At 32.5% G+C, this 22,687-nt stretch carries 21 protein-coding genes; 19 read left to right on the top strand and 2 right to left on the bottom strand.

Features of this window, described 5'->3' with window-relative positions; all coding sequences use genetic code 11:
- Both ACF3OC_RS11725 and ACF3OC_RS11720 read right to left on the bottom strand, forming a co-directional pair.
- Complete coding sequence (locus ACF3OC_RS11725) at positions 1–1,737, bottom strand: thiamine pyrophosphate-dependent enzyme (RefSeq protein ID WP_392469270.1); 1,737 nt, start codon at positions 1,735–1,737, stop codon at positions 1–3.
- A 159-nt stretch (positions 1,738–1,896) separates the two neighbouring features.
- Entirely contained in the window at positions 1,897–2,802 is a 906-nt protein-coding gene (locus ACF3OC_RS11720) for a DUF3078 domain-containing protein (RefSeq protein WP_094256723.1), read from the bottom strand.
- 363 nt (positions 2,803–3,165) lie between these two features.
- Here ACF3OC_RS11720 and ACF3OC_RS11715 point away from each other — a divergent pair, with 363 nt between their 5' ends.
- From ACF3OC_RS11715 to ACF3OC_RS11625, 19 genes are all read left to right on the top strand, one after another.
- Positions 3,166–3,600: a BT0820 family HAD-type phosphatase gene (locus tag ACF3OC_RS11715; RefSeq protein ID WP_392469269.1), complete on the top strand. Its 435-nt coding sequence runs from the start codon at positions 3,166–3,168 to the stop codon at positions 3,598–3,600.
- 386 nt (positions 3,601–3,986) lie between these two features.
- On the top strand, positions 3,987–5,225 hold the full coding sequence (locus tag ACF3OC_RS11710) for an MraY family glycosyltransferase (protein WP_094256721.1): 1,239 nt from the start codon (positions 3,987–3,989) through the stop codon (positions 5,223–5,225).
- A gap of 3 nt (positions 5,226–5,228) precedes the next feature.
- A complete protein-coding gene (locus tag ACF3OC_RS11705; RefSeq protein ID WP_094256720.1) occupies positions 5,229–6,188 on the top strand; it encodes an NAD-dependent epimerase/dehydratase family protein in 960 nt (319 codons plus the stop codon).
- A 79-nt stretch (positions 6,189–6,267) separates the two neighbouring features.
- A complete protein-coding gene (locus tag ACF3OC_RS11700; protein ID WP_392469268.1) occupies positions 6,268–8,064 on the top strand; it encodes an ABC transporter ATP-binding protein in 1,797 nt (598 codons plus the stop codon).
- 298 nt (positions 8,065–8,362) lie between these two features.
- Positions 8,363–9,445, top strand: coding sequence for a DegT/DnrJ/EryC1/StrS family aminotransferase (locus ACF3OC_RS11695; RefSeq protein ID WP_392469267.1), 1,083 nt, complete (start codon positions 8,363–8,365; stop codon positions 9,443–9,445).
- Between the two features lie 3 nt (positions 9,446–9,448).
- Positions 9,449–10,090 (top strand): NeuD/PglB/VioB family sugar acetyltransferase, encoded by a 642-nt coding sequence (locus ACF3OC_RS11690; RefSeq protein WP_392469266.1) that lies wholly within the window; start codon positions 9,449–9,451, stop codon positions 10,088–10,090.
- Between the two features lie 93 nt (positions 10,091–10,183).
- Positions 10,184–10,906, top strand: coding sequence for a WbqC family protein (locus ACF3OC_RS11685; protein WP_218824008.1), 723 nt, complete (start codon positions 10,184–10,186; stop codon positions 10,904–10,906).
- 10 nt (positions 10,907–10,916) lie between these two features.
- Positions 10,917–11,912 (top strand): glycosyltransferase, encoded by a 996-nt coding sequence (locus ACF3OC_RS11680; protein WP_392469265.1) that lies wholly within the window; start codon positions 10,917–10,919, stop codon positions 11,910–11,912.
- A 44-nt stretch (positions 11,913–11,956) separates the two neighbouring features.
- The gene (locus ACF3OC_RS11675; RefSeq protein WP_392469264.1) at positions 11,957–13,048 is read left to right on the top strand and encodes a glycoside hydrolase family 99-like domain-containing protein; all 1,092 of its coding nucleotides are present in this window, start codon (positions 11,957–11,959) and stop codon (positions 13,046–13,048) included.
- Positions 13,049–13,070: 22 nt separating this feature from the next.
- Positions 13,071–13,613 (top strand): serine acetyltransferase, encoded by a 543-nt coding sequence (locus tag ACF3OC_RS11670; protein WP_094256714.1) that lies wholly within the window; start codon positions 13,071–13,073, stop codon positions 13,611–13,613.
- A 1-nt stretch (position 13,614) separates the two neighbouring features.
- On the top strand, positions 13,615–14,538 hold the full coding sequence (locus tag ACF3OC_RS11665) for a glycosyltransferase family 2 protein (RefSeq protein ID WP_392469263.1): 924 nt from the start codon (positions 13,615–13,617) through the stop codon (positions 14,536–14,538).
- Between the two features lie 15 nt (positions 14,539–14,553).
- Positions 14,554–15,492: a glycosyltransferase family 8 protein gene (locus ACF3OC_RS11660; RefSeq protein ID WP_392469262.1), complete on the top strand. Its 939-nt coding sequence runs from the start codon at positions 14,554–14,556 to the stop codon at positions 15,490–15,492.
- Positions 15,493–15,522: 30 nt separating this feature from the next.
- A complete protein-coding gene (locus tag ACF3OC_RS11655; protein ID WP_353124164.1) occupies positions 15,523–16,443 on the top strand; it encodes a capsular polysaccharide synthesis protein in 921 nt (306 codons plus the stop codon).
- 3 nt (positions 16,444–16,446) lie between these two features.
- Positions 16,447–17,289, top strand: coding sequence for a beta-1,6-N-acetylglucosaminyltransferase (locus tag ACF3OC_RS11650; protein ID WP_353124165.1), 843 nt, complete (start codon positions 16,447–16,449; stop codon positions 17,287–17,289).
- On the top strand, positions 17,289–18,164 hold the full coding sequence (locus ACF3OC_RS11645; RefSeq protein ID WP_392469261.1) for a beta-1,6-N-acetylglucosaminyltransferase: 876 nt from the start codon (positions 17,289–17,291) through the stop codon (positions 18,162–18,164). Before ACF3OC_RS11650 ends, ACF3OC_RS11645 begins: the two co-directional genes overlap by 1 nt.
- 18 nt (positions 18,165–18,182) lie before the next feature.
- Positions 18,183–19,169 (top strand): glycosyltransferase family 2 protein, encoded by a 987-nt coding sequence (locus ACF3OC_RS11640; protein ID WP_392469260.1) that lies wholly within the window; start codon positions 18,183–18,185, stop codon positions 19,167–19,169.
- 12 nt (positions 19,170–19,181) lie between these two features.
- Complete coding sequence (locus tag ACF3OC_RS11635) at positions 19,182–20,468, top strand: hypothetical protein (RefSeq protein WP_220476645.1); 1,287 nt, start codon at positions 19,182–19,184, stop codon at positions 20,466–20,468.
- Positions 20,469–20,478: 10 nt separating this feature from the next.
- On the top strand, positions 20,479–21,564 hold the full coding sequence (locus tag ACF3OC_RS11630; RefSeq protein ID WP_392469259.1) for a glycosyltransferase family 4 protein: 1,086 nt from the start codon (positions 20,479–20,481) through the stop codon (positions 21,562–21,564).
- 1 nt (position 21,565) lies between these two features.
- On the top strand, positions 21,566–22,669 hold the full coding sequence (locus tag ACF3OC_RS11625) for a glycosyltransferase (RefSeq protein WP_392469258.1): 1,104 nt from the start codon (positions 21,566–21,568) through the stop codon (positions 22,667–22,669).
- Positions 22,670–22,687: the final 18 nt, after the last annotated feature.

Raw genomic sequence — 22,687 nt, 5'->3', positions numbered from 1 at the left:
TTAAAACATGCTTTTCAAATGTTTGTAATTTGATTTGATAGTTTCGAAAACTTCATCCATTCGTCCTCCCAATAATAATTTTCCCATGCTTTCCGTCATTCCTAATACCTGATTTGCACTGATATGTGATGGCATAGCCAAGGCATTTGGATTAGTGAAAATATTAAGTAAAAAAGGTCCATCGACCTTTAAGGTCTGATCGATTACTGCATCGATTTCTTGAGGTTTATGGATATTCATTGCGGGTATTCCAAAAGCTTCAGCAACCTTTGAGAAATCAGGGTTCTCCATATCCGTTTGATTATCGACAAGTCCAGCAACTTGCATTTCAAGTTTTACCATTCCTAAGGCTCGGTTATTAAAGACAATGATTTTAATGGGAAGGTTGTATTGTTTAATGGTACCTAAATCGCCCAATAACATAGAAAGTCCGCCATCACCACACATTGCAATAACCTGCCTTTCAGGATGAGCTAAAGCGGCACCTATAGCCATAGGCATAGCATTAGCCATACTACCATGATTAAAAGAACCTAGCATTTTACGGTCTCCAGTTTGTTGGATATATCGAGCTCCCCAAACACAGGTCATCCCAGTATCCAAGGTGAATATGGCATTTGGACTTGCGTATTTATTGATTACATCAGCGACGAATTCAGGCTGGATAGCATCCTGATTTCCAATATCTTCAACATATTGGTTTAAGTTTTCCTGTACTTTGTCAGCGAACTTTCCGAAGGAATCCAAGAAGGAACTATCTTGTTTTTGATCTAATAAAGGAAGCAAAGCATTGATTGTTTCTTTAATATCTCCGACTGCCCCAATATCCAATTTACAGCGTCGCCCTAATCTTTCTTCTGAGGTGTCAATTTGAATGATTTTATTGTCCGTTGGCATAAATTCATCGTAAGGCATATCAGTTCCCAATAATACGAGCACATCAGCTTCTTTCATTGCCTGATAACAAGAAGGAATTCCAAGAAGCCCTGTCATACCGACATCATATGGAGGCGCTAGTTGTGCGTTCATTTTACCGCGGAAACTGTACCCAACTGGAGATAGCAATTTTTCTGCAATGGTTTTCAATTCATTTCGCGCATTTGCTGCTCCAATTCCAGCATACAAGGTCACTTTAGAAGCTTTATTTATTAAATCGGCCATACTTCTTAGTTCTTGTTCAGAAGGGCGGATTACGGGATTACATTTAAAAATTTGAGTAGATGTTATGGAATCTTTTGCTTTCATTTCCGAGACGTCACCAGGCAATCCTATCACACTAACTCCTTTTTTAGAAATAGCATGTTGAATAGCAGATTGAATAATTCTGGGTGCTTGTTCAGGTGATGTAATCAATTGATTATAACCACTACAATCGTTGAATAATTTATAAGTATTTGTTTCTTGAAAATAACCCATTCCCATTTGATGTGTAGGAATTGTTGAGGCAATTACAATCATCGGTACGTGGGATCTATGGGCTTCATATACACCGTTAATCAGATGGATATGACCTGGTCCACAACTTCCAGCACAGCATGCTAATCCATCGAGTTCAGCTTCTGCTGTAGCAGCATAAGCACCAACTTCCTCATGTCGGACATGGATCCATTGAATACGGCCATCTTTTCGAATTGCTTCATTAAAATAATTTAAGCTATCTCCGGTAACAGCATATACACGTTTAACTCCAGCTTCCACCAACATTTCTACCAATTGTTCTGCAACTATTTTAGCCATATCAAAAAAAAATTAAAGGATTTTCAATATATAATTAACAGACTTATTGGTTATTAGTTTCAAAAAGTCTAGGAAAATTGGTCTTGAGTTATGTTTGTGAAAATAAAAAAAGCGGCAATTTTGCCGCTTAAGATATTGTTGAATTTTATAGAATTAGGATTAGAATTTATAGGTAACTCCAGCGCCAAGAATTTGTCTTACTTGTAAACCTGGTCCTTTCGTTCCATCACTTTTAGGGACATTTACATTGTCGTCATAGATTAGTTGGACAGCTGCATTTACTGTAATAAATTTATTTACTTGTAAATTCAGATTTGCAAGATAATCCACATCTACATTTTGAGGATCTTCTAGATAATTTGAATAAAGTTTCAAAATATTTTCTAATGAAATATTTTCCATCAAATTAACTTTGTAATAAGCATCTAATGCAGCACCTAATTCATTTCTAGAGAATTTTGTTGTATCAGAAATTCCATAATCTTTTCTTAAGGAAGGAGCACCCACCATAATAAATCTTGCCGAAGCAGGAGAGATGTTAATTTTAAAATTATCCGACTCTTTATATGCAATACCAGGACCAAAGCTTAAGTAAGCTGGAGCAAAAGGAGCGGAGATTTTTCTACCTTTTTCAGTTCCTTTGTATTCATAACCATTAGCAAATTGGGTGTTAAAGTTCATAAAGAAGGTATAGAACCATTTTTCAGCGGCTTGATAACCCAATAAACTGTTGATAGCGAACCTATCATCATTTTTTCTCCAATCAGTTTCTTTCTGATAGGTTTGACCATAGGCAGCAATTAATTTGTTGTCCCAATTCCATTTGTCTTTTTTATAGTTAAAATCATAGTTGAAAACGAGATTTCCCGCTAATGAATTGATACCACCTGCTGCCCAGTTAGAGAATGAGCTTTGGTTGATCAAGAAGGTGTTTTCACCTTTGATGGTCCAAGTTTTTGTGGTGTCAGCATTTTCGACATTTTTAAGGTCGGTAGATTCTTGGCCTGACACTTGCGTAGCTAGGAAGGAAACAGCAGATAAAAAAGCAATTTTTAATACTTTCATTTTAAAAAATTTAAATTTTAGATAGTTGTGAAATTTGCGGGGGCTAAATTATTAAAAGTTAGTTTTTAATCAAGCTTTTTAAGAAATTGTAATTAATTCCTAATGCTGTTAAACTTAATAAAACCTTTAAATAATAGCTCTTAACTTTGTTTAAAAGCAATTTTATCAATTTATTGTTATTTTATTATTAAATGTGTTTAAAATAAAATCAATGTAACTTTTATTGTTTCAAATGAACCTATTTTGGAAATACTTGGCCTGTTCTTTGAAAAGAAGAATGGTCTGATGAGGTTAATAAATGAGTAAATTTACGCTAATAGTGGACTAAAATTTGCTAATCGCAGCATATTAAAAGATAATAAAATGATAATAGCAGTTGATTTTGATGGTACCATAGTAGAGCACAAATATCCCAAAATAGGTAAGCCAATTCCATATGCCATTGATACCTTGAAGCAGCTACAGAATGAACAGCATATTTTGATTCTTTGGACAGTTAGAGAAGGGGATTTGTTACAAGAGGCGATTGACTATTGTTCAGCGAATGGGTTGATATTTTATTCACACAATTCAAATTTTCCAGAAGAGGATAGCAGTAAAGCATCCAGAAAGCTCACAGCGGACCTGTTTATTGATGATCGGAATTTCGGTGGACTTCCAGGTTGGGATGTAATTTATCGAGCAATTCAGCAAAAAACTGCACATCAATTGAGTTTTACCATGTCATATCAGGAAGGTGAAGGTGAAAATTCAATAAAAGGCTCTTTATTGAAGAAGCTGTTTAAAAAATTTAATTAACAATCAATCTTTCTCTATTTAAATTCACAAATCAAAGTTAATTCGATTATTTTATAGGAAATGAAGTTTTTGAAATTGTGAATATTTTACGATTTCGAGTAATTAACTCATATAGTTTTGTATTTCAATTGGTTAATGACCAAATTGGAGGGCGTTTTATGCGATTATTTATTTAAAAATAGATGTTTAAGCATGTAAATTTAAGCTGTAAGGTTTGGGCTACAAAAACAGAAAATTTAGATGCAAGAGGACTAAATCACTCGTTTGCGGGGTTTTATTGTATTAAATTTGTTCCCAATATAAAGCCTCAGATGCCCCCAAAATTAATTGCTAGTTAGGTAAAGCAAGGGAAGTTCAAACGGGTTTAAGTATAAAACAATAAATCGATGGAATTTATCATTCTTTTAGTTCCTTTCTTAATTGCGATTTTACTTGGGAAAGTAATTATCCCCTACATCATGCTGATTACCTATAGGAAAAGATTGTTTGATCCTGTTGATGCCAGAAAGGTACATCAGAGCATTATTCCAAGATTAGGGGGCGTTGCATTTGTTCCTATTCAATGTTGTTTATTAGCAATCACTGTAGTTTTAGTTTATAAGACGAATTTTGTGGATTTAGGTATTGTAACATGGGAGGTTTTTCCGATGTTCATTATGTTGATCTGCGGGTTAGTGATTTTATATATTATTGGAATTGCAGATGATTTGATTGGAGTAAGTTATAAGTGGAAATTCGTCGCTCAGATCTTGGTTGCCACCTTATTTCCATTATCAGGCTTATGGATCAATGATTTATATGGGGTATTGTTTTTAACGTATCTACCTGTTTGGATAGGAGTTCCATTAACTATTTTTGCTGTTGTACTCATTATTAACGCCATCAATTTGATTGATGGTCTTGATGGTTTATGTTCTGGATTGGTAGGAGTTGGGTGTTTGGTTTTGGGAACCTTATTTGCATTTTATCATGCATGGATTCATGCATTATTGGCTTTTATTACAACAGGAATTCTGATTTCGTTTTTTTACTATAATGTTTTTGGGGCTTCAAAAAGAAGACGTAGAATATTCATGGGTGATACGGGTAGTATGACATTAGGTTATACCATGGCATTTTTGGCTATTAGTTTCGCAATGAATAATAAGAGTATCAAGCCGTTTTCAGAAGGAGCAATTGTGGTTGCATTTTCGACATTAATTGTACCTGTGTTTGATGTTGCTCGTGTTATCTTCATCAGATGGTATAAGGGATTACCATTATTTAAAGCTGATCGTAGCCATTTACATCATAAGTTATTGCGTTCTGGACTTTCTCACAAGGGAGCAATGATGAGCATTATTGGTCTTTCATTATTTTTTTGTGCATTTAATATTATTACGGTTCAGTTTATCAGTAATAATATAGTCATCCTAATGGATTTAATTCTATGGTTTGTATTTACAATGACTTTTAATTATTTTGTAAATAAAAAGAATGCAAACCTTGTAAACCAGGAGGTTAATAATGAAGAGATTCGGGTCGAGTCTATCCAATTAGTAGGGGGGCAGGTAAAGGAAGTTGAAACGGAAGAAGCGATCAAGAAAGTATCCATTACATTTGTGAATAACATAACTATTAGATAATTAATGAATATAGCCATTATCGGAGGTTCTGGTTTTGTTGGTACAAAGCTTATAGAGAACCTTATAGATACACCTAGCCTAAACCTTATCAATATTGATAAACAACAAAGTTCCAATTTTCCTCAGATCACAAAAATTGCTAATGTTTTAGATAAAGTTCGTTTGAAAGAACTTTTGAAGGGGCAGGATATTGTTATTTTACTAGCAGCTGAACATAGAGATGATGTTACACCGACGTCTTTATATTATGATGTAAACGTTGAGGGGATGAGGAATACATTGGAGGCTATGGAGGCTACTGGTGTTAGGCGGTTAATCTTCACAAGTTCTGTAGCTGTTTACGGTTTGGACAAAAATAATCCAGATGAATCTTTTCCTGCGGATGCATTCAATCATTATGGAAAGAGTAAATGGGAAGCTGAAAAGGTATTACAAGAGTGGAATAAGACTCATCAGGATTGGAATATCAACATTGTTCGTCCGACAGTAATATTTGGGGAAGGAAATCGAGGCAATGTATTTAATCTGTTAAGTCAGATAGCATCAGGCAAATTCATGATGATTGGTGATGGGAAGAACCAGAAATCAATGTCTTATGTAGGTAATGTGGTAGCATTTATTGAATTTTTGATTCAACATAAACGAGAAGGCTATAACGTATTTAATTATGTTGATAAGCCAGATTTTACCACCAACGATTTAGTTTACCACACTGGGGAGATTTTAGGAAAACGTATTCCTACAACCCATATTCCATATTGGTTAGGGATGATGGGTGGATATGGTTTTGATGTTTTGGCCTTTATTACCCGTAAGAAATTAACAATAAGTTCAGTTCGAGTTAAGAAGTTTTGTGCTGTTACCAAGTATGATTCAACCAAGGCAATGTCTTCGGGATTTGTTCCGCCATATTCAATGGAGGAAGGATTGAGAAGAATGTTAAACGCTGAGTTTGGCAAGTAATATTTTTTTACCAATCTTTGATTGAAAACAAATACATTTAATAGTTAGTGAGTTATACTCTAGATAGGGCGATATTTTTATGAAAAACTTTCTTAAATCCAGGTTTGAAGCATTATACTTTTTTTATCAATACCTAGGGTTTACATTATTCTTAATGCTATTATTCAGCTTATTAATGGTATTATTGGATAGTTTGGGCTTGGCGATGTTTGTGCCATTATTACAAGTCGCAGATAATTCCGGATTAAATGTATCCACTGGAGACGAAAACAAGCTTATATTATACGTCAGGGACTTTTTTGAGTTGATTCATTTGCCAGTAACAATTGGCAATATGCTCATCCTCATTGTAGCATTATTTGTTTTAAAGGCAGTTTTCTTCTATTTCGCATCTGTTTACCTGGCAGTCAATCAAAATATATTTTCTAAGAATATCAGACATAAGATGATTCTAGCATTTCAGCAATTATCTTATAAAGAATACCTGAAAATTGATGTTGGAAGGTTGCAAAACTCTTTATTAGGAGAGGCATGGCAAGTAGTTTATGCATGTAATCAATATTTGGAGACCATAAAGAACTCCATGTTTGTGGTTATTTATTTAGGTTTTGCGTTCTTTTTAGATTGGAAGTTTTCAATATTGGTGACCGTAGGAGGATTGCTTTCAAACTTTATTTATAAGTATTTTTATAAAAAAACAGAAGATTTATCCCGATCCATTACACAGAATAACCATCGATACAGTGGTGAACTCATTGAGGTATTCAATAATTATAAATATATAAAAGGAACAGGTCGGAGCAAGATGTTTTTTAGGAGACTTCTAGGTGAATTGGATAGTTTAATTTCCAATCAAATTGAGGTTTCAAAATTAGCTTCCAGATTAGCTGCCCTTCGAGAACCTATTACAATTATTATCATTTGTGCTGTTATAGGTATTCATGTAATTGTGTTCAAGGCTTCCCTTGGTGCCATCATGGTTATCTTATTATTCTTTTATAGGGTCATGCAGAAGATCGTTGATATTCAATCGAATTGGAATAATTATTTGATGCATGTTGGCTCAATTGAAAATCTTAAGGAATTTCAAGCTATTTTAGATAAGAATCAAGAGGTTGAGTATTTTGGTTCAGAAATTCAAAATGTTGATTCCATTAAAGTGAGGGATTTAAGTCTAAAATTTGATGAACAAGTAGTTTTAAATAATATCAATTTAGATATTAAGAAAAACGAAACAATTGCATTAGTTGGAGAGTCCGGTTCAGGAAAGACTAGTTTGGTTAATGTGATATCAACATTATTAGCTCCATCTGGGGGACAATTATTAATTAATGATAAGCCTTTTGATACGTTGAATTCATTGAGTTATAAGACTAAAATAGGATATATTACCCAAGAGGCTACAATTTTTAATGCTACGATATTTGAAAATATTACTTTTTGGGAGGATAAAAACGAACAAAGTTTAAAGAAATTCAATGAGGTATTAAGGATGTGTGGGTTGGTAAACTTTGTCAATGAACTACCAATGAAAGAAGATAGTAGCCTCGGGAATAATGGTATTAATATTTCTGGTGGTCAGAAACAAAGGATCTCAATAGCGAGAGAACTGTATCGTGATATTGAAATATTAATTATGGATGAGGCGACTTCAGCCTTAGACTCGGAAACAGAACATATTATTAAGGAAAGTATAGAATCTCTAAAAGGTAAATTGACCATAATTGCAATTGCGCATAGGTTATCGACGATTAGGAATTCAGATACCATTTATTTATTGGAAAAAGGACAAGTTATTGCCTCTGGTGATTTTGATGGATTAAGAGAAAATTCTCCATACTTCAATAAGCTTACTCAATTACAAGGAATTGTTTAGTGATGTTTTTGAGATTGAAAATATAATTTATTCCCTAATTATTTAAGACAAGTAATTTCATATTATTAATATTATTGGCCTTGAATCTTCTTTAGATTCAAGGCCATTTTTTTTTCAATTAGTTTATCTTAATAAATGGTTAAAGTGTTGAAATGTAGTAATATATTTTTTTTTGTTCGCCAACGAGACCAGATTGGCTTCTTAATGTAAACAATACCCTACAAACATAAGTTTAGATGGTTCTGATGGCTAATAATTAAAGGTAGTTTAATTAATTTTCCATTACGAAATTAATTAAATGATACCTGTAACAAAACCCTTTTTACCCCCTGTTGATGACTATAAAGATTATCTTGACAGTATATGGTCAAGAAATTGGTTGACAAATATGGGTCCATTGGCCAGCAAACTGGAGATGGAATTAAAAGACTACTTAGGTTTAGATCACTTATTATACGTGACGAATGGGACCGTTGCTCTTCAACTTGCTATTAAGGCTTTAGACTTAAAAGGAGAAATAATCACCACACCATTTTCTTTTGTTGCAACAACTTCATCAATTGTATGGGAAGGCTGTGTTCCAAAATTCGTGGATATTGATCCAGCGTCGCTTAACATAGATCCTAATAAAATTGAAGCTGCTATTGGTCCTGATACTTGTGCGATATTGGCGACTCATGTTTATGGTAATCCTTGTGATGTTGAGGCAATAGAAGTTATTGCAAAGAAGCATAATTTAAAGGTGATTTATGATGGTGCTCATGCTTTTGGGGTAAAGGTGAATGGGAAATCTGTTTTTGAATATGGAGACATTAGTACATGTAGTCTGCATGCAACTAAGTTGTATCATAGTGTTGAAGGAGGGTTAGTAGTTACGAAGGATCCTGATTTATTAAAGAAAATGGCTTCGATGCGAAATTTTGGGATTTCGGGTTATAGTAGTTTTTCAGAATTGGGATTTAATGGAAAGAATTCGGAGTTTCATGCCGCAATGGGATTAGTGAATTTTAAGTGGGTGGATCGTATTATTTCCAGACGATTAACAATTACAAATCGATATGCGGAGAAATTAAAGAATTTTAAAGCAAGGGTGCCTGAATGGCATAGCAATTCAAACCAAAATGGGGCTTATTTAGTTTATGTACTAGAGTCAGAGGAATTATTATTAAAGATAAAATCCACTTTAGATACATTTGAGATTTTTACTAGAAGGTATTTTTATCCTAGTTTATCATCGAGTTTACCTTATTTGGAGCCTATTGAAGTTCAGGTTACTGATGATATTGCGAAACGGGTATTATGTTTACCATTATATTTTGAATTGACAGATGATGAGGTGGATTGGATCTGTAGGATTATTTTACGTTGTCAAAACAATTAGTACATGTTAATATTTGGTGCAAAAGGTTTAGCTAAAGAAGTCTTAGAAGTTTGTTTAGAGAGTTTTGAAAGGAAAGATATAGTATTTTATGACGATATATCATCGGATTTGCCGCTGAAGTTATATAATGAATTTAAGATTTTAAGGAGTAGGGAAGAAGCAGGGAAATATTTTAAGGACATTGATGCTAGGTTTATTTTAGGAATTGGTGGTCCAGAATTGCGAGGGATGGTATATAGGAATTTTGAGGAGTTAGGAGGGCAAGCATTCACTTTGATATCAAATAAAAGTCGAGTAGGGTCGTTTGGCGTTCAGATGGGGAAAGGCGTAAATGTGATGTTAAACTCCGTAATAACGAATGATGTAATAATAGGAGATGGGGTTTTAGTGAATCAAATGGTTTCCATTGGACATGATGTAAATATTTCGGATTTCGTGGAAGTATGTCCAGGGGTAGCTGTCTCAGGACATTGTAAAATTGGTTCATATAGTTTTTTGGGGACAAATTGTACTATCTTACCAAATATTAGCATAGGTCATCATGTAGTTGTTGGCGCCGGATCAGTTATTAATAAGAATATTCCCGATGGATGTACCGTTGTTGGTGTTCCAGGGAAAATAATTAAAACAATGAATGATAATTGACTTTAAAAAGTCAAAATCATACGAATAGTAAAGAACAAAAAATCACGTTTGAAGTTAATTCACACTAATATTAAATTCAAAAAATAAGTAATAATGCTTAGAAAGAAAATAGGTATAATGCAACCTTATTTCTTTCCATATTTAGGGTATATCAGTTTGATCAAACATACTGATAGTTTTATTTTATTGGATTCAGTTCAATTTATTAGACAAGGCTGGATTGAAAGAAATAGAATTCTAAAACAACGGGAAGGATGGTTGTATATTCAAGTTCCATTGAAGAAAGATAATGGTAGGTCTACTTTAATCAAAGATTGTAACTTAGATAATTCTAAACCTTGGAAAGATAAAATTCTAGCTCAATTTCAGATTTACAAGAAAATTGCTCCTAATTATGAATTGGTAATGAATTTTTTGAATCAAACCTTTTCCAAAGAATTTGACAATATTACTTCGTTAAATAAGCACATTCTCAATGAGATCTGCTTGTATTTAGAAATGCCTAAGGAGATTTCTATTTTTTCCGAAATGGGATTAACCATCGAAGAGCCGCAAGATTCCGATGAATGGGCATTAAATATTTGTAAGAGCTTAGGTGAGAAACTCACCTATATTAATCCCATTGGTGGACAATCATTTTTTGACAAGGCCAAGTATGATTTGGCTGATGTTGAGTTGTTTTTTCACAAGTTTAATGGTTTGGACTATAAGCAAAGTTATCGATCATTTGAACCAAATCTGTCAATAATTGATGCTTTGATGTTTAACACCAAAGAAGAGATTCATTATATGTTGGATCAATATGAATTAGTTTAAAATATTTGTCATGATTGAAGACGAGAACCAATTAATTGATGTTTCAGTAGTCATGATCACCTATGGTCATGAGAATTACATTCGGGATGCAATTGAAGGAGTTAAAAGTCAAGAGTTTTCCGGTGTGATAGAATTATTGATTTCGAACGATAAATCTCCTGATAAAACGGATGAGGTTATTTCCGAATACATTTCAAATAATAACATCCCCTCAAATATCATTGTTAGGTATTTTAATCAGGAGAATAATCTGGGGATGACGGAGAACTTTAATTTCCTGTTGAGACAAGTTAGAGGCAAATATCTCGCGTTTTGTGAGGGGGATGATTATTGGATAGATACAAGGAAAATTCAAAAGCAATTTGATATTTTAGAAGCTGATTCAAGCTTAGGCTTAGTATCTACAAATGTTAATATTTTAAAGGTTGATGGGAATTTTCTAGAAAATGTAATTGGTACTGATAGCTATCCTGTACTTTTAGATTTTGAGAGTTTTTTAAAGTGGCGCGGATATATGGCTCCATGTAGTTGGTTGATGCGCAGTAAAGTTTTCTTTGAAATTTACGATTATGAACATATTACTTCAGATGGATCATTTTTCATATTTTGTTCTATCTTAGCCACTTCAAAAGTTCATTTTTTGGAAGATACAACATCTGTTTATAGAATACTGGAAGAAAGTGCTTCACATTCTAAAAATGTTATTAAGAATATTGAGAGAGAATTGGGCTTGTATGGTACTGAGAAATATTTAGTTTCTAAGTTTGAGTCTAAATTCCAAGCCAATGGCATTAAGGAGTTTATATTGAATAGACATATTCAAGCATTGGCTACTATAGTATTTAATAAAAAGAACAGAAGTCTTGAGGGAGAATTTTATCTAAGGCAGCATTACCCAGTATATTGGGACTCTATAGAAACTGAACTTAACCATATTATTAAAATGCACTATCTACCGAGAAGAGTTTTTAATAAAATACTAACTTTAATAAAATTGAAAAAATAATTAAATATTTTAGTAATAAATAAAAAACACGACTTAGATAAACAATGACAAAAACTATAGCATTTTATTTACCGCAATTCCATCCTATCCCTGAGAATGATTTATGGTGGGGAAAGGGATTTACGGAATGGACTAATGTTGCAAAAGCGAAGCCGATGTTTCCTGGACATTATCAACCACATGTTCCAGCAGATTTAGGCTTTTATGACTTACGTGTTCCTGAAACGAGAGAAGCTCAGGCAAATTTGGCAAAGGATTATGGAATTTCAGCATTTTGTTATTGGCATTATTGGTTTGGCAACGGAAAAAGGATATTAGAACGTCCATTTGATGAGGTTCTAGAAAGTGGAAAACCAGATTTTCCGTTTTGCTTAGCATGGGCAAATGAGAGTTGGAGTGGAATATGGCATGGTAATCCAAAACATACTTTAATGGAACAATGCTACCCTGGCATTGAAGATTATACCAACCACTTCCATTATTTACTACCAGCATTTAAGGATCCTAGATATTTTAAAGTTGATGGGAAACCCTTGTTTATGGTATATCAACCAAAACAGATCCCCGACTTAGAATTGTTTGTTAATACTTTTAGAAAACTAGCTGAAGAAAATGGTTTAGCAGGAATTCATTTAGTGGCAACCAATGTTGATTTTGATTGGGATAGTAAGGCGAATGGATTTGATGCAATGACTCCAGCAGTTCATACTAAAGATAGTTACTTAAGGTCAAGAAACTCCTTCGTTAATTTCTATAGAAGGGCTAAAACGAGTCGTCTTTCGAAGTACTATAAGAAGGTTTTTAAAAAGCCGACAAGGATATATAATTATTCAGACGCGATTCAGGATTTTAATGAGAACCCAGGTAATAATTTATATTATCCGACTGTAATTCCGAATTGGGATAATAGTCCTAGGAGTGGTGTAAATGGTTTCATATTACATAATTCAACACCTAAATTATTTAAAAAAGCATTAGAAAATGCAAAAAGATTAGTGTCTAAATATGATGATGAAAATAAGATCATTTTCATAAAATCATGGAATGAATGGGCAGAAGGAAATCATTTGGAGCCAGATTTAAAATTTGGTCATCAATATTTGGAGGTGGTAAAGGAAGTCATTTCAGGGAATTAGTTGAACTAAAAATCAGGTCCTAATGAAGTTAAAAACATATATCAATTCAGATAATACAAAGAAAAATAAATTCTTTTCGAAGGATTATTTACTTGAATGGATTTTAAGACCTGAGCAATTTTATATTAAAAAATTTTTAAAATATTTAAGGCTTGAAGAGTATTATACGTTTTATAAGCCAAACAAATTTTTGAGATATTATTATTTCCGAAAAAAGAATGTATTAGGGGCTAGGTTAGGTTTTTTTATTCCTGCTGGATGTTTTGATTTGGGATTGCATTTAGCCCATTACGGTTCTGTTATTATTAATCCGAAAGCAAGAATAGGTAAAAATTGTACCATTCATGGGAATTGTTGTATTGGAAATGCGGGAAATGATGAGATTGGTTTACCTATTATTGGAGACCAGGTGGATATAGGTCAGGGCGCACAGATTTTAGGTGATTTGACTATCGCAAATCGTGTAAAAATTGGAGCTGGAACTATTGTGTTAAGTTCGATTTTAGAAGAAGGGGCCACAGTAGTTGGAATTCCTGGAAAAATAATAAACAGAAAACAAGCGTAATATGTTAATTTCATTTGTACTTCCGGCTTATAAAGCCAAATTTCTAGACCTTGCAATTGAAAGTATACTAACCCAAAGTTATCCTAATATAGAATTAATTATTGTTGATGATAATTCTCCTGAAAACCTCTTTGAGATTGTGTCGAGATACAATGATCCAAGGATAAAATATTATAAGAATGAGGTTAATATTGGGGGCAAAGATTTAGTTGCTCAATGGAATAAATGTATTTCTTACGCAGAAGGCGAGTATTTAGTTCTGGCAGCAGACGATGATATATATGAGCCTGATTTCACATTGAGTTGTGTTAAATTGATCCAGAAATACCCCGAAGTTGACTTGATAAGATCTAGGATATCATTAATTAATGATGCTGGAGATTTATTAGAAATCGATGGGATTCTACCGGAATTATGTAGTCAAATGGAATATGTATATGGTTGGGCTAGAAATGTACCCTTTGTTTGTATTGGGAATTATATGTTTAAAACCAAGGTAATCCAAGAAGAAAAGTTTGATAAATTACCCTTTGCATTTGGGACAGATACTATAAGTACTGCAAAAATGGCCAGAAATGGTCTTGCGAATACTAGTGAAATGTTGTTTAAATTTAGGATTTCGGATATCCATTTATCAAGTGATAAAACGAAATATATACCAAAAATTGAAGCCATTACTAAATTGTATCGCATGATGCGAGATATTCAATATAAAGCTCCAAAAAATGAGTTGGAACAATTATGCTTAAATAAAATTCAATGGGAAAATTTATATCCAAAATGCGTTTTTGATTATTATAATGTTGCTGTTAAACATTTGCCACTTAGTAAAATAGGATATATTGAAAACTGTGAATTATTAAAAAGAAAGGATAAGCTATTTATGTATTTTAGGTTTTTGATGGATAAAATATTAAGAAAATAAAATGTACTATTATCGATGAATATGAGAATTCCCATTGTAGTAGCATTTACTGAGAACTATGTAGTTCCTGCAGTAACTTGTTTATCTTCTTTAATAAAAAATTCAGAATCAAAATATAAGTTTGAGATTATTTGCTTATTAACCAAGGAATTACCTGTCCATTTGCAGGATTTACTTACAAACTTTGCTCCGGATAGATTAAGTTTTCGGTTTATAAGTTTGGAAGGTGCTCTAGACGGAGTATATGTAGATGAAAGATATACCATTGCGGCATCTTATAGACTATTACTTCCGAACATTCTGAAAGAGTATGATAAAGTCATTTATACAGATTGCGATGTGATCATTCGGAACGATTTGGGAAAGTTGTATTATGAAACGGATTTAAAGGATAATTATTTAGCTGCAGTATATGAAGCAACACTTGATTTTCAAGTTTCGTATTTAAAAGAAATTGGATGTGAACCAGGATTTTATTTTAATTCGGGTTTTTTGATCATGAATCTCAAGCAAATGCGAGTTGAAAATCTAACTGAAAAGTTAATTGAAGGATTAAGGGTTCCATATTTACAATTTCCAGATCAAGATGTATTGAATATATATTGCCAAGGCAGAGTATTAGCATTAGCACCAATTTATAATAGTATTAGAACCTTTTTTTTACAGCAATATAAGACTGAATTTTTAAGAAAATATTCAAAATCAGATTGGGTTAAGGTTCAAAAACATGGAACCATTCATTATACGGGTGGTAAGCCATGGAATGAAGTAACAATAAAATTTGAGGAATGGTGGCGCTATTATTTAGCCTTGCCTGATGCTTATAAAAAACTATGGAAAGGAAATCCAAAGTTAGAATTTTTTGCCAAAGTTATTTTAACACCAATTTTGGGAAGCTTATATGGAAAATCTCTTCAAGTTTTTCGATATATAAAAAATTATAAGTTTCAATAATTGGTAAGTAGCTTATAAAACTTTGATAATATGTTAAGTAAGTTGAAAAAATTACCGTTTGTAAAAAACATTTGGTCTTATATAAGGAAAGCCAAAATTATTCGAAAACATAAATTGGTTTCCCAATTTTGGCGACCAATTATTGACTCATATTATTCAGGAAAGCTTAAACCGATTGATATAACCCCTAAAAAAGACTTTGGAAATCAAAAGATAATCTGGCAGTATTGGGGTCAAGGAGTTCAAGATAATTCACTTCCTGAGGTTGTGAAAATATGTTTCAATTCGGTTGATAAACATAAGGACGAATTTCAGGTAATTCGTCTTGATGATACAAATTATTCCGATTACATTGATTTTCCAGAATTTGTTCAGGAGAAAGTAAAATCAGGTCAATTCAAGCGGACATTTTTTTCAGATTTGTTAAGACTTGCATTATTAGATACTTATGGGGGAGTTTGGTTAGATGCTACGATTTTACAAACAGGACCATTAGACTCGAAATTGTTAGAATTACCTTATTTTATGTATCAAAGGGATGAAAAAGAAGAAAATAAAAAATCCTGGGAAAATAGTTATTCTTATTATTGGGGCTGGGGAGAAAGATTTAAAGTGCGAGTATTAAATAGTATTATATATGCTAAACAAGGAAATGAATTAATTAATGACATGTATCAATTGATGAATTATTATTGGAAGACCCAAACGGAAATTATTGATTACTTCTTTTTTCAAATACTTTATAATGAATTGGTAACAGGTAAATTGGCATCAAATAGGTGCCCAATAATTAGTGATGTTTATCCTCATATTTTACAAACAAAATTTAATGGTGTAAAAAACTTAATGGATTTCCCAAAAGCTTTATCATACACAAACACACATAAAATGTCTTATTTTGATATTAACGGAATGAATAATTTAAAAAGCTTTATTGAATTCCAAGATTAATTTATGAAACATGCTTTTTTAATTATTGCACACCATAATTTTGAAGTGCTAAAGACTCTAATTAATTTAATAGATGACGTTAGGAATGATATTTTCATTCATATTGATAAAAAAGTTAAAAATATACCAGAATTCTCAGCCAAATACTCTAATGTAATTTTAGTAAATAACTCTAATAGAATTGATGTTCGTTGGGGTAATGTTTCTCAGATTAAATCTGAGTTAGCTCTATTTGAATTAGCAAGAAATAATGGTCCTTACGAATATTATCATTTAATTTCAGGAGTTCATTTACCATTAGTAAACCAAGACGAATTTCATTCTTATTTTAAATCTATTTCCGGAAAACAAGTATTATCTCCGATGATATATTCTGATTATGAGCTTCAACAGAAAGGAAATAGAATGAATTTTTGTATGAAAAATTTTCAGGGAAGTAGAATTGCTCAAATTTCATGGCGCCTTGGGATTATGGCTCAAACTTCTTTAGGTTTTCGAGTAAATAAAGATCGACAATTTATCAAAGCTTCAAATTGGGTTAGTATTACTAATGAAGCTGTTAATTTTTTCCTTGAACACAAAAATGATATATTGAAAAGGTATAGATATAGCATGTGTGGTGATGAACTGTTTATACCAACTGAGTTGAAGTATTCAGGAATAAAGTGGGACATAATCTATTCTGATAAGTATTTATATCATGAAATAGGGGTAGCAAATGCTACATTTTTAACTGAAGAAGATGTGGAAAAAGCAATCAGCTTGAACTTTTTGTTTGGTCGTAAATTTAGTTCTAACGACATTAAAGTAGTTAACCAGGTAGTGGAAAAAGTAAAGAGTAAATAATGAAACATGCTTATCTAATTCTTGCGCACAATGAATTTGAAATTTTAAGAAGATTGATAGAATCTCTTGATGACAAAAGAAATGATATTTATGTTCATTTTGATGCAAAGGTTGAAGTTTTACCTGATTTGGAGGTCCAAAATGCCAATCTATATATTCTTGAAAATCGTGTTGATGTAAAATGGGGGGATGTTACAGTAATGGAAGCAGAGCTCAATTTATTTGAAGCAGCATCCAAAAGAAAATCATATGATTATTATCATGTATTATCAGGGGTTGACATGCCAATAAAGTCACAGGATTATATTCATGACTTTTTTAATGCAAATAAAGGGAAAGAGTTTATTGGATTTTATACTGGAGATATCAAAGATGAAATTGATAGAAAAGTTAGAAGAGTTCATTTATTCAGTGATTCCTTTCGACCTGAACCTAGTATTTTTAGTCAAATAAAACGAGTATTAAGAGCCGGATCTATAAAAATACAAGAACTGACCGGGTACAAGAAGAATAGAAAAATTAGTTTCAGAAAAGGTACGCAGTGGTTAAGTGTCACTGATGGTCTGGTGAAGTTAATTTTAAAAGAGAAGGCTAATATTCTGAAGATTTATCAGAATAGTTTTTGTTGTGATGAGATTGTGGTTCAAACCATTTGTTGGAATTCTGTATTTAAAAATAAGTTGTTTGATTTGACTGATGAAGGTAGGGGATGCATGCGAGAAATAAGATGGGAAAATAATGTAATTCGAGATTGGACAGATGAGGATTTTGAATATTTGATTAACTCTGACAAACTATTTGCGAGGAAATTCAATTCAAAGTCTATCAATGTTGTGGACAAAATTCTACATGCTGTTCAGGTAAATAAAACTTAGTTTTGTGGTAACTTGAAAATGAATAGAAAAGCCCTAGTTTCGATAATTGTCCCTGTTTATAATGCAGCAAAGACCTTACATCTTTGCTTGGACTCGTTAAGTGCACAGACCTATAGAGATTTGCAGATAATTTTTATCAATGATGCAAGTTCTGATAATAGCCTACAAGTCTTAGAAGATTATAAAGCTGGTTCTGATTTACAAATTGAAGTTATCAGTCATGAGGTAAATAAAGGGGTAGCAACGGCAAGAAATACCGGATTAAATGCTGTAAGAGGAGAATATATTTACTTCATTGATGCGGATGATGCAATTGAGAATGAAACTATAGAATTATCCATTAATAAAGCTTTAGAAGAAGACTTAGATATTGTAGGGTTTAGTTGGTTCTTGACTTTTGAGAAGAATGAAAGAAAAATGGTTCAACCAGCTTTCAATTCATCCTTTGAAGCAATTAAAAAAATGATGAAAGGAACTATGAGGTGGAACTTATGGTTATTTCTATTTAAAGCTTCCTTATTCCAAGATCATCAAATTAGATTTTTTGATGGAAAAAATATGGGGGAGGATTTAATGGTTGCAATAAAGCTCTTTAATAGTGCTAAAAAAGTTGCATATTTAGATAAACATTTTTATCATTATGGTCAGAGTAATACATCATCACTAACAAAGACCTATTCAGATAATCATATTGAACAAGTTACTGCCAATGTTTTAGAGGTTGAAAATTATTTAAAAAGTAGTCAATTATCGGATAAGTTGGGTAACTTGATTTATTATTTAAAATTAAATATTAAACTACCATTATTAATATCAGAAAATACAGCACAATACAAGAAGTGGTTGAATTGGTTTCCTGAATCCAATCCATACGTTATGGATAATGTAGATCTTTCTATCAGGACTCGATTACTTCAATTAGCGGCTGTAAAAAAACAATTTTGGTTGGTCAAACTTTATAATAAAGTCGTAATTCGTTTAATTTATGGTGTTTTATATAAATAGTTAATCTACAGAATGATTCGTTTAATACTTTATATATCTCTAGGATTTGCGGTGAGCTTTTTTCTATTTCCAATAGCTTTTACCGTATTGCCGAGTTTAAACACCAAAATGATTTTGGCTGTATTAGGAGTGATGTTTGCCGGAATGAATTGGTTAAAGGAAAAAGAAATTAGAGTTAGTAAAGGGTTCTTAGTTTCTGTTATTTTAGCTTTAATATTTTCTTTTGTCTGTTACTATTCAACAGATATTAATATGACAACCGATTATGCCTACGCCTCCTATATTTTAAGTTTTACAGTTTGGTATTTTGGAGCATATGCGATTTGTTCCATGATAAAAATTATCCATGGTAAGTTAGATTTTACTTTAATAACCTATTATGTTACAGCAGTATGTGTTTTCCAATGTATTGCAGCTTTATTGATAGACAATATTCCAAGTGTAAAATTATTTATTGACAGTCATGTGCAGCAGGGACAGGAGTTCTTCGAAGAGGTTGGACGTTTATATGGTATTGGAGCCGCACTTGATACTGCTGGTGTAAGGTTTACCATTGTTTTATTAATGATTACTGCCACCCTGAATAACGATGAGAAGGTCCGAAGTAATGGTTTAGCAATCAGTTTGTTATTGATTTCATTTTTCTTTATTGCAATTATTGGAAATGCTATTTCGAGAACTACAATTTTAGGAGTTGGTGCATCATTGGGCTACTTAGTCGTAGGATCATCAATTTTCCGACAAGCCATTAAAAAATATTCGGGTAAACTAAGTTTGCTATTTGGTTTATTCCTAGTTGTCGCCATTGTTGTTTCAGTATATCTTTATAATACAAATAAGGAGTTCTACGATCAGATGCGCTTTGCTTTCGAGGGCTTTTTCAATTTTGTTGAAAAAGGTGAATGGAGAACTGACTCAACCGATAAATTGAATCGAGAGATGTGGATTTGGCCGCAGGATCAACAATCCTGGATTATCGGAACTGGGTTATTTGATAATTTTGTTTACAGTACAGATATCGGATATTGTCGATTTATACTTTATTCTGGTTTAATAGGATTCTCCGTATTTGCCTTATTATTTGTTGTTAATGCTATTGTATTTATGAAACGCCACGCTAACTACTGGATGTTTTTCATGATTCTCCTCGTATTAACATTTGTAATCTGGTTAAAAGTAGCCACGGATATCTTTTTTATCTATGCAGTATTCTATTGTATTGATTCATTAAATGCAGCTGAAGAACCTGTTGAAGAAGAAGTTTATGAAAATAGTTTATTGCATCCTAGGTACGTTTAATTCAGGAGGGATGGAGCGAGTATTGGCAAATAAGGCCAATTACCTTGCTCAGTTAGGGTTTGAAGTAACTATCATTACTTCAGATCAAAATAACCGAAAACCTTATTTTGACTTAGATCCACGCATCAACCAAATAGACCTAGGGATTAATTATACAGAGAATAATAATTCCGGGTTACTTAAAAAGCTATTAGCTTATCCAAAAAAGCAAGCTTTGCATAAGAAAAAACTAGAAGAACATTTAAAATCAATCAAACCTAATATCACAATTTCATTATTTGATCACGAAGTAGACTTGTTGCCTAAAATTGATGATGGAAGCAAAAAAATAGTCGAAATCCATTTTTCAAGATTTAAAAGAATGCAATATGGAAGAACAGGTATTTGGCGTTTAATTGATCAGTTTCGAAGCAAAAGAGATTTAAGAATTGTACAGGAGTATGATAAATTTGTTGTGCTGACTGAAGAAGATAAAGCCTATTGGGGAGAGATTCCCAATATTGTTGTAATTCCAAATGCGAATAGTTTTCAAATTCAGGAGAAAAGCAATTTAGATTCTCAAAAGGTAATTGCAGTAGGTAGATATGACTATCAAAAACGATTTGAGGATTTGATTGAATCTTGGAAGATAGTTCAACAGAAAGAGCCTAATTGGCAATTGAATATATATGGTAAAGGTCCAGAAAAGGACGCTTTACAACAGCTAATTGATCATTCATTACTAAATGATAGTGTATTTTTAAGGGAACCTGTTCGCGATATTGATAAAAAATATTCGGAAAGCTCTATGATTGTTATGACCTCCCGCTATGAAGGCCTACCAATGGCATTATTAGAAGGACAAGCAGCAGGATTACCAATGGTGTCATATGCTTGTAAGTGTGGACCAAGGGATATAATTAAAGAAGGCGTAAATGGATTTTTATTAGAGGAAGGTGATAAAGAAGGGGTCGCTAATAAAATTCTCACTATTATCAAGGATAAAGAATTAAGAGATGAAATGGGGAGAAATTCTTTTGAGATGTCAAAGAATTTTTCAGAAGAGGTGGTCATGAATAAATGGATTCAATTATTTAACCAAACCTTGGCCAATTAATATGAAAACAATCGTTATTTCCGCAGTGAATTTAGTTGAGGCTGGTACTCTTGCTATTCTAAAGGATTGTCTTAAGTTTTTATCTGAATATGCTGTGAGAAATGGTTACAGGGTGGTAGCAATAGTTCATAAAAGGGAATTGACTGATTTTCCTAATATTGAATATATAGAAACCCAATGGCCGAAAAAACGATGGACCAATAGGTTATGGTATGAATATATTTCCATGAAAAAAATTTCAAAGGAAATAGGACCAGTTTATTTATGGTTTTCATTACATGATACCAGTCCAAGTGTAATCTCTGAGAGAAGGGCTGTTTATTGCCATAATTCATTCTCTTTTTATAAGTGGAAAAAGCATGACTTAATTTTTGCTCCCAAAATTGCTTTGTTTGCCATTTTTACAAAACTGATTTATAAAACTAATATTCACAAAAATAATTACTTAGTAGTTCAGCAAGAGTGGTTTAGAAAGGGATTAAGCAAAATGTTTCATATCAATCCGAAAAAAATCATTGTTTCTAGACCTAAAATCTTTGACAATGAAGTAGAAATAATTAACCACTCAAGCAATGATGATTTCCATTTTATTTTTGCAGGTTCGCCAAATAGCCACAAGAATTTTGAAGTTATCTGTCAAGCATCAAAATTGTTGTTGACTGAATATAAGGTAAAAAACTTTAAAGTTTCTTTGACCTTGAAAGGGACTGAAAATAAATATGCCAACTGGATTTACTCCAATTGGGGTGATATAAAGAATATTGATTTTATTGGCTTTATTCCCAAAAATACCCTGCTTGAATTATACTCAAAAACGGATTGTCTAATCTATTCCTCAAAGGTAGAATCTTGGGGACTTCCTATTTCAGAGTTTAGCAAATATGAAAAGCCAATGTTGTTAGCAGACCTACCTTATGCTCATGAAACAGCAGAAGGAAGTAAAAAAACGGCTTATTTTAATCCCGACAATCCATCTGAATTAGCAAAATATATGTTTGAATTAATCCAAGGAGATTATTCAGCCTTGCGTGAGCAACCTATCAAATATTTAGAAGAACCTAAAGCTGAAAATTGGGAGGAATTGTTCAATATACTTTTAAAATAAAGACATACAACCTATTAA

The sequence above is a fragment of the Sphingobacterium cellulitidis genome (genome assembly GCF_043187465.1).
GTDB lineage: Bacteria > Bacteroidota > Bacteroidia > Sphingobacteriales > Sphingobacteriaceae > Sphingobacterium > Sphingobacterium cellulitidis.
This window is presented reverse-complemented; position numbering and strand designations above follow the sequence as displayed.

Coding starts and splice junctions, on each gene's coding strand:
- ACF3OC_RS11715 (WP_392469269.1), top strand. CDS start 3,166: ATGATAATAGCAGTTGATTTTGATGGTACCATAGTAGAGCACAAATAT.
- ACF3OC_RS11695 (WP_392469267.1), top strand. CDS start 8,363: ATGATACCTGTAACAAAACCCTTTTTACCCCCTGTTGATGACTATAAA.
- ACF3OC_RS11655 (WP_353124164.1), top strand. CDS start 15,523: ATGTTAAGTAAGTTGAAAAAATTACCGTTTGTAAAAAACATTTGGTCT.
- ACF3OC_RS11720 (WP_094256723.1), bottom strand. CDS start 2,802: ATGAAAGTATTAAAAATTGCTTTTTTATCTGCTGTTTCCTTCCTAGCT.
- ACF3OC_RS11650 (WP_353124165.1), top strand. CDS start 16,447: ATGAAACATGCTTTTTTAATTATTGCACACCATAATTTTGAAGTGCTA.
- ACF3OC_RS11630 (WP_392469259.1), top strand. CDS start 20,479: ATGGAGCGAGTATTGGCAAATAAGGCCAATTACCTTGCTCAGTTAGGG.
- ACF3OC_RS11675 (WP_392469264.1), top strand. CDS start 11,957: ATGACAAAAACTATAGCATTTTATTTACCGCAATTCCATCCTATCCCT.
- ACF3OC_RS11710 (WP_094256721.1), top strand. CDS start 3,987: ATGGAATTTATCATTCTTTTAGTTCCTTTCTTAATTGCGATTTTACTT.
- ACF3OC_RS11660 (WP_392469262.1), top strand. CDS start 14,554: ATGAATATGAGAATTCCCATTGTAGTAGCATTTACTGAGAACTATGTA.
- ACF3OC_RS11680 (WP_392469265.1), top strand. CDS start 10,917: ATGATTGAAGACGAGAACCAATTAATTGATGTTTCAGTAGTCATGATC.
- ACF3OC_RS11690 (WP_392469266.1), top strand. CDS start 9,449: ATGTTAATATTTGGTGCAAAAGGTTTAGCTAAAGAAGTCTTAGAAGTT.
- ACF3OC_RS11640 (WP_392469260.1), top strand. CDS start 18,183: ATGAATAGAAAAGCCCTAGTTTCGATAATTGTCCCTGTTTATAATGCA.
- ACF3OC_RS11725 (WP_392469270.1), bottom strand. CDS start 1,737: ATGGCTAAAATAGTTGCAGAACAATTGGTAGAAATGTTGGTGGAAGCT.
- ACF3OC_RS11705 (WP_094256720.1), top strand. CDS start 5,229: ATGAATATAGCCATTATCGGAGGTTCTGGTTTTGTTGGTACAAAGCTT.
- ACF3OC_RS11700 (WP_392469268.1), top strand. CDS start 6,268: ATGAAAAACTTTCTTAAATCCAGGTTTGAAGCATTATACTTTTTTTAT.
- ACF3OC_RS11665 (WP_392469263.1), top strand. CDS start 13,615: ATGTTAATTTCATTTGTACTTCCGGCTTATAAAGCCAAATTTCTAGAC.
- ACF3OC_RS11645 (WP_392469261.1), top strand. CDS start 17,289: ATGAAACATGCTTATCTAATTCTTGCGCACAATGAATTTGAAATTTTA.
- ACF3OC_RS11685 (WP_218824008.1), top strand. CDS start 10,184: ATGCTTAGAAAGAAAATAGGTATAATGCAACCTTATTTCTTTCCATAT.
- ACF3OC_RS11625 (WP_392469258.1), top strand. CDS start 21,566: ATGAAAACAATCGTTATTTCCGCAGTGAATTTAGTTGAGGCTGGTACT.
- ACF3OC_RS11670 (WP_094256714.1), top strand. CDS start 13,071: ATGAAGTTAAAAACATATATCAATTCAGATAATACAAAGAAAAATAAA.
- ACF3OC_RS11635 (WP_220476645.1), top strand. CDS start 19,182: ATGATTCGTTTAATACTTTATATATCTCTAGGATTTGCGGTGAGCTTT.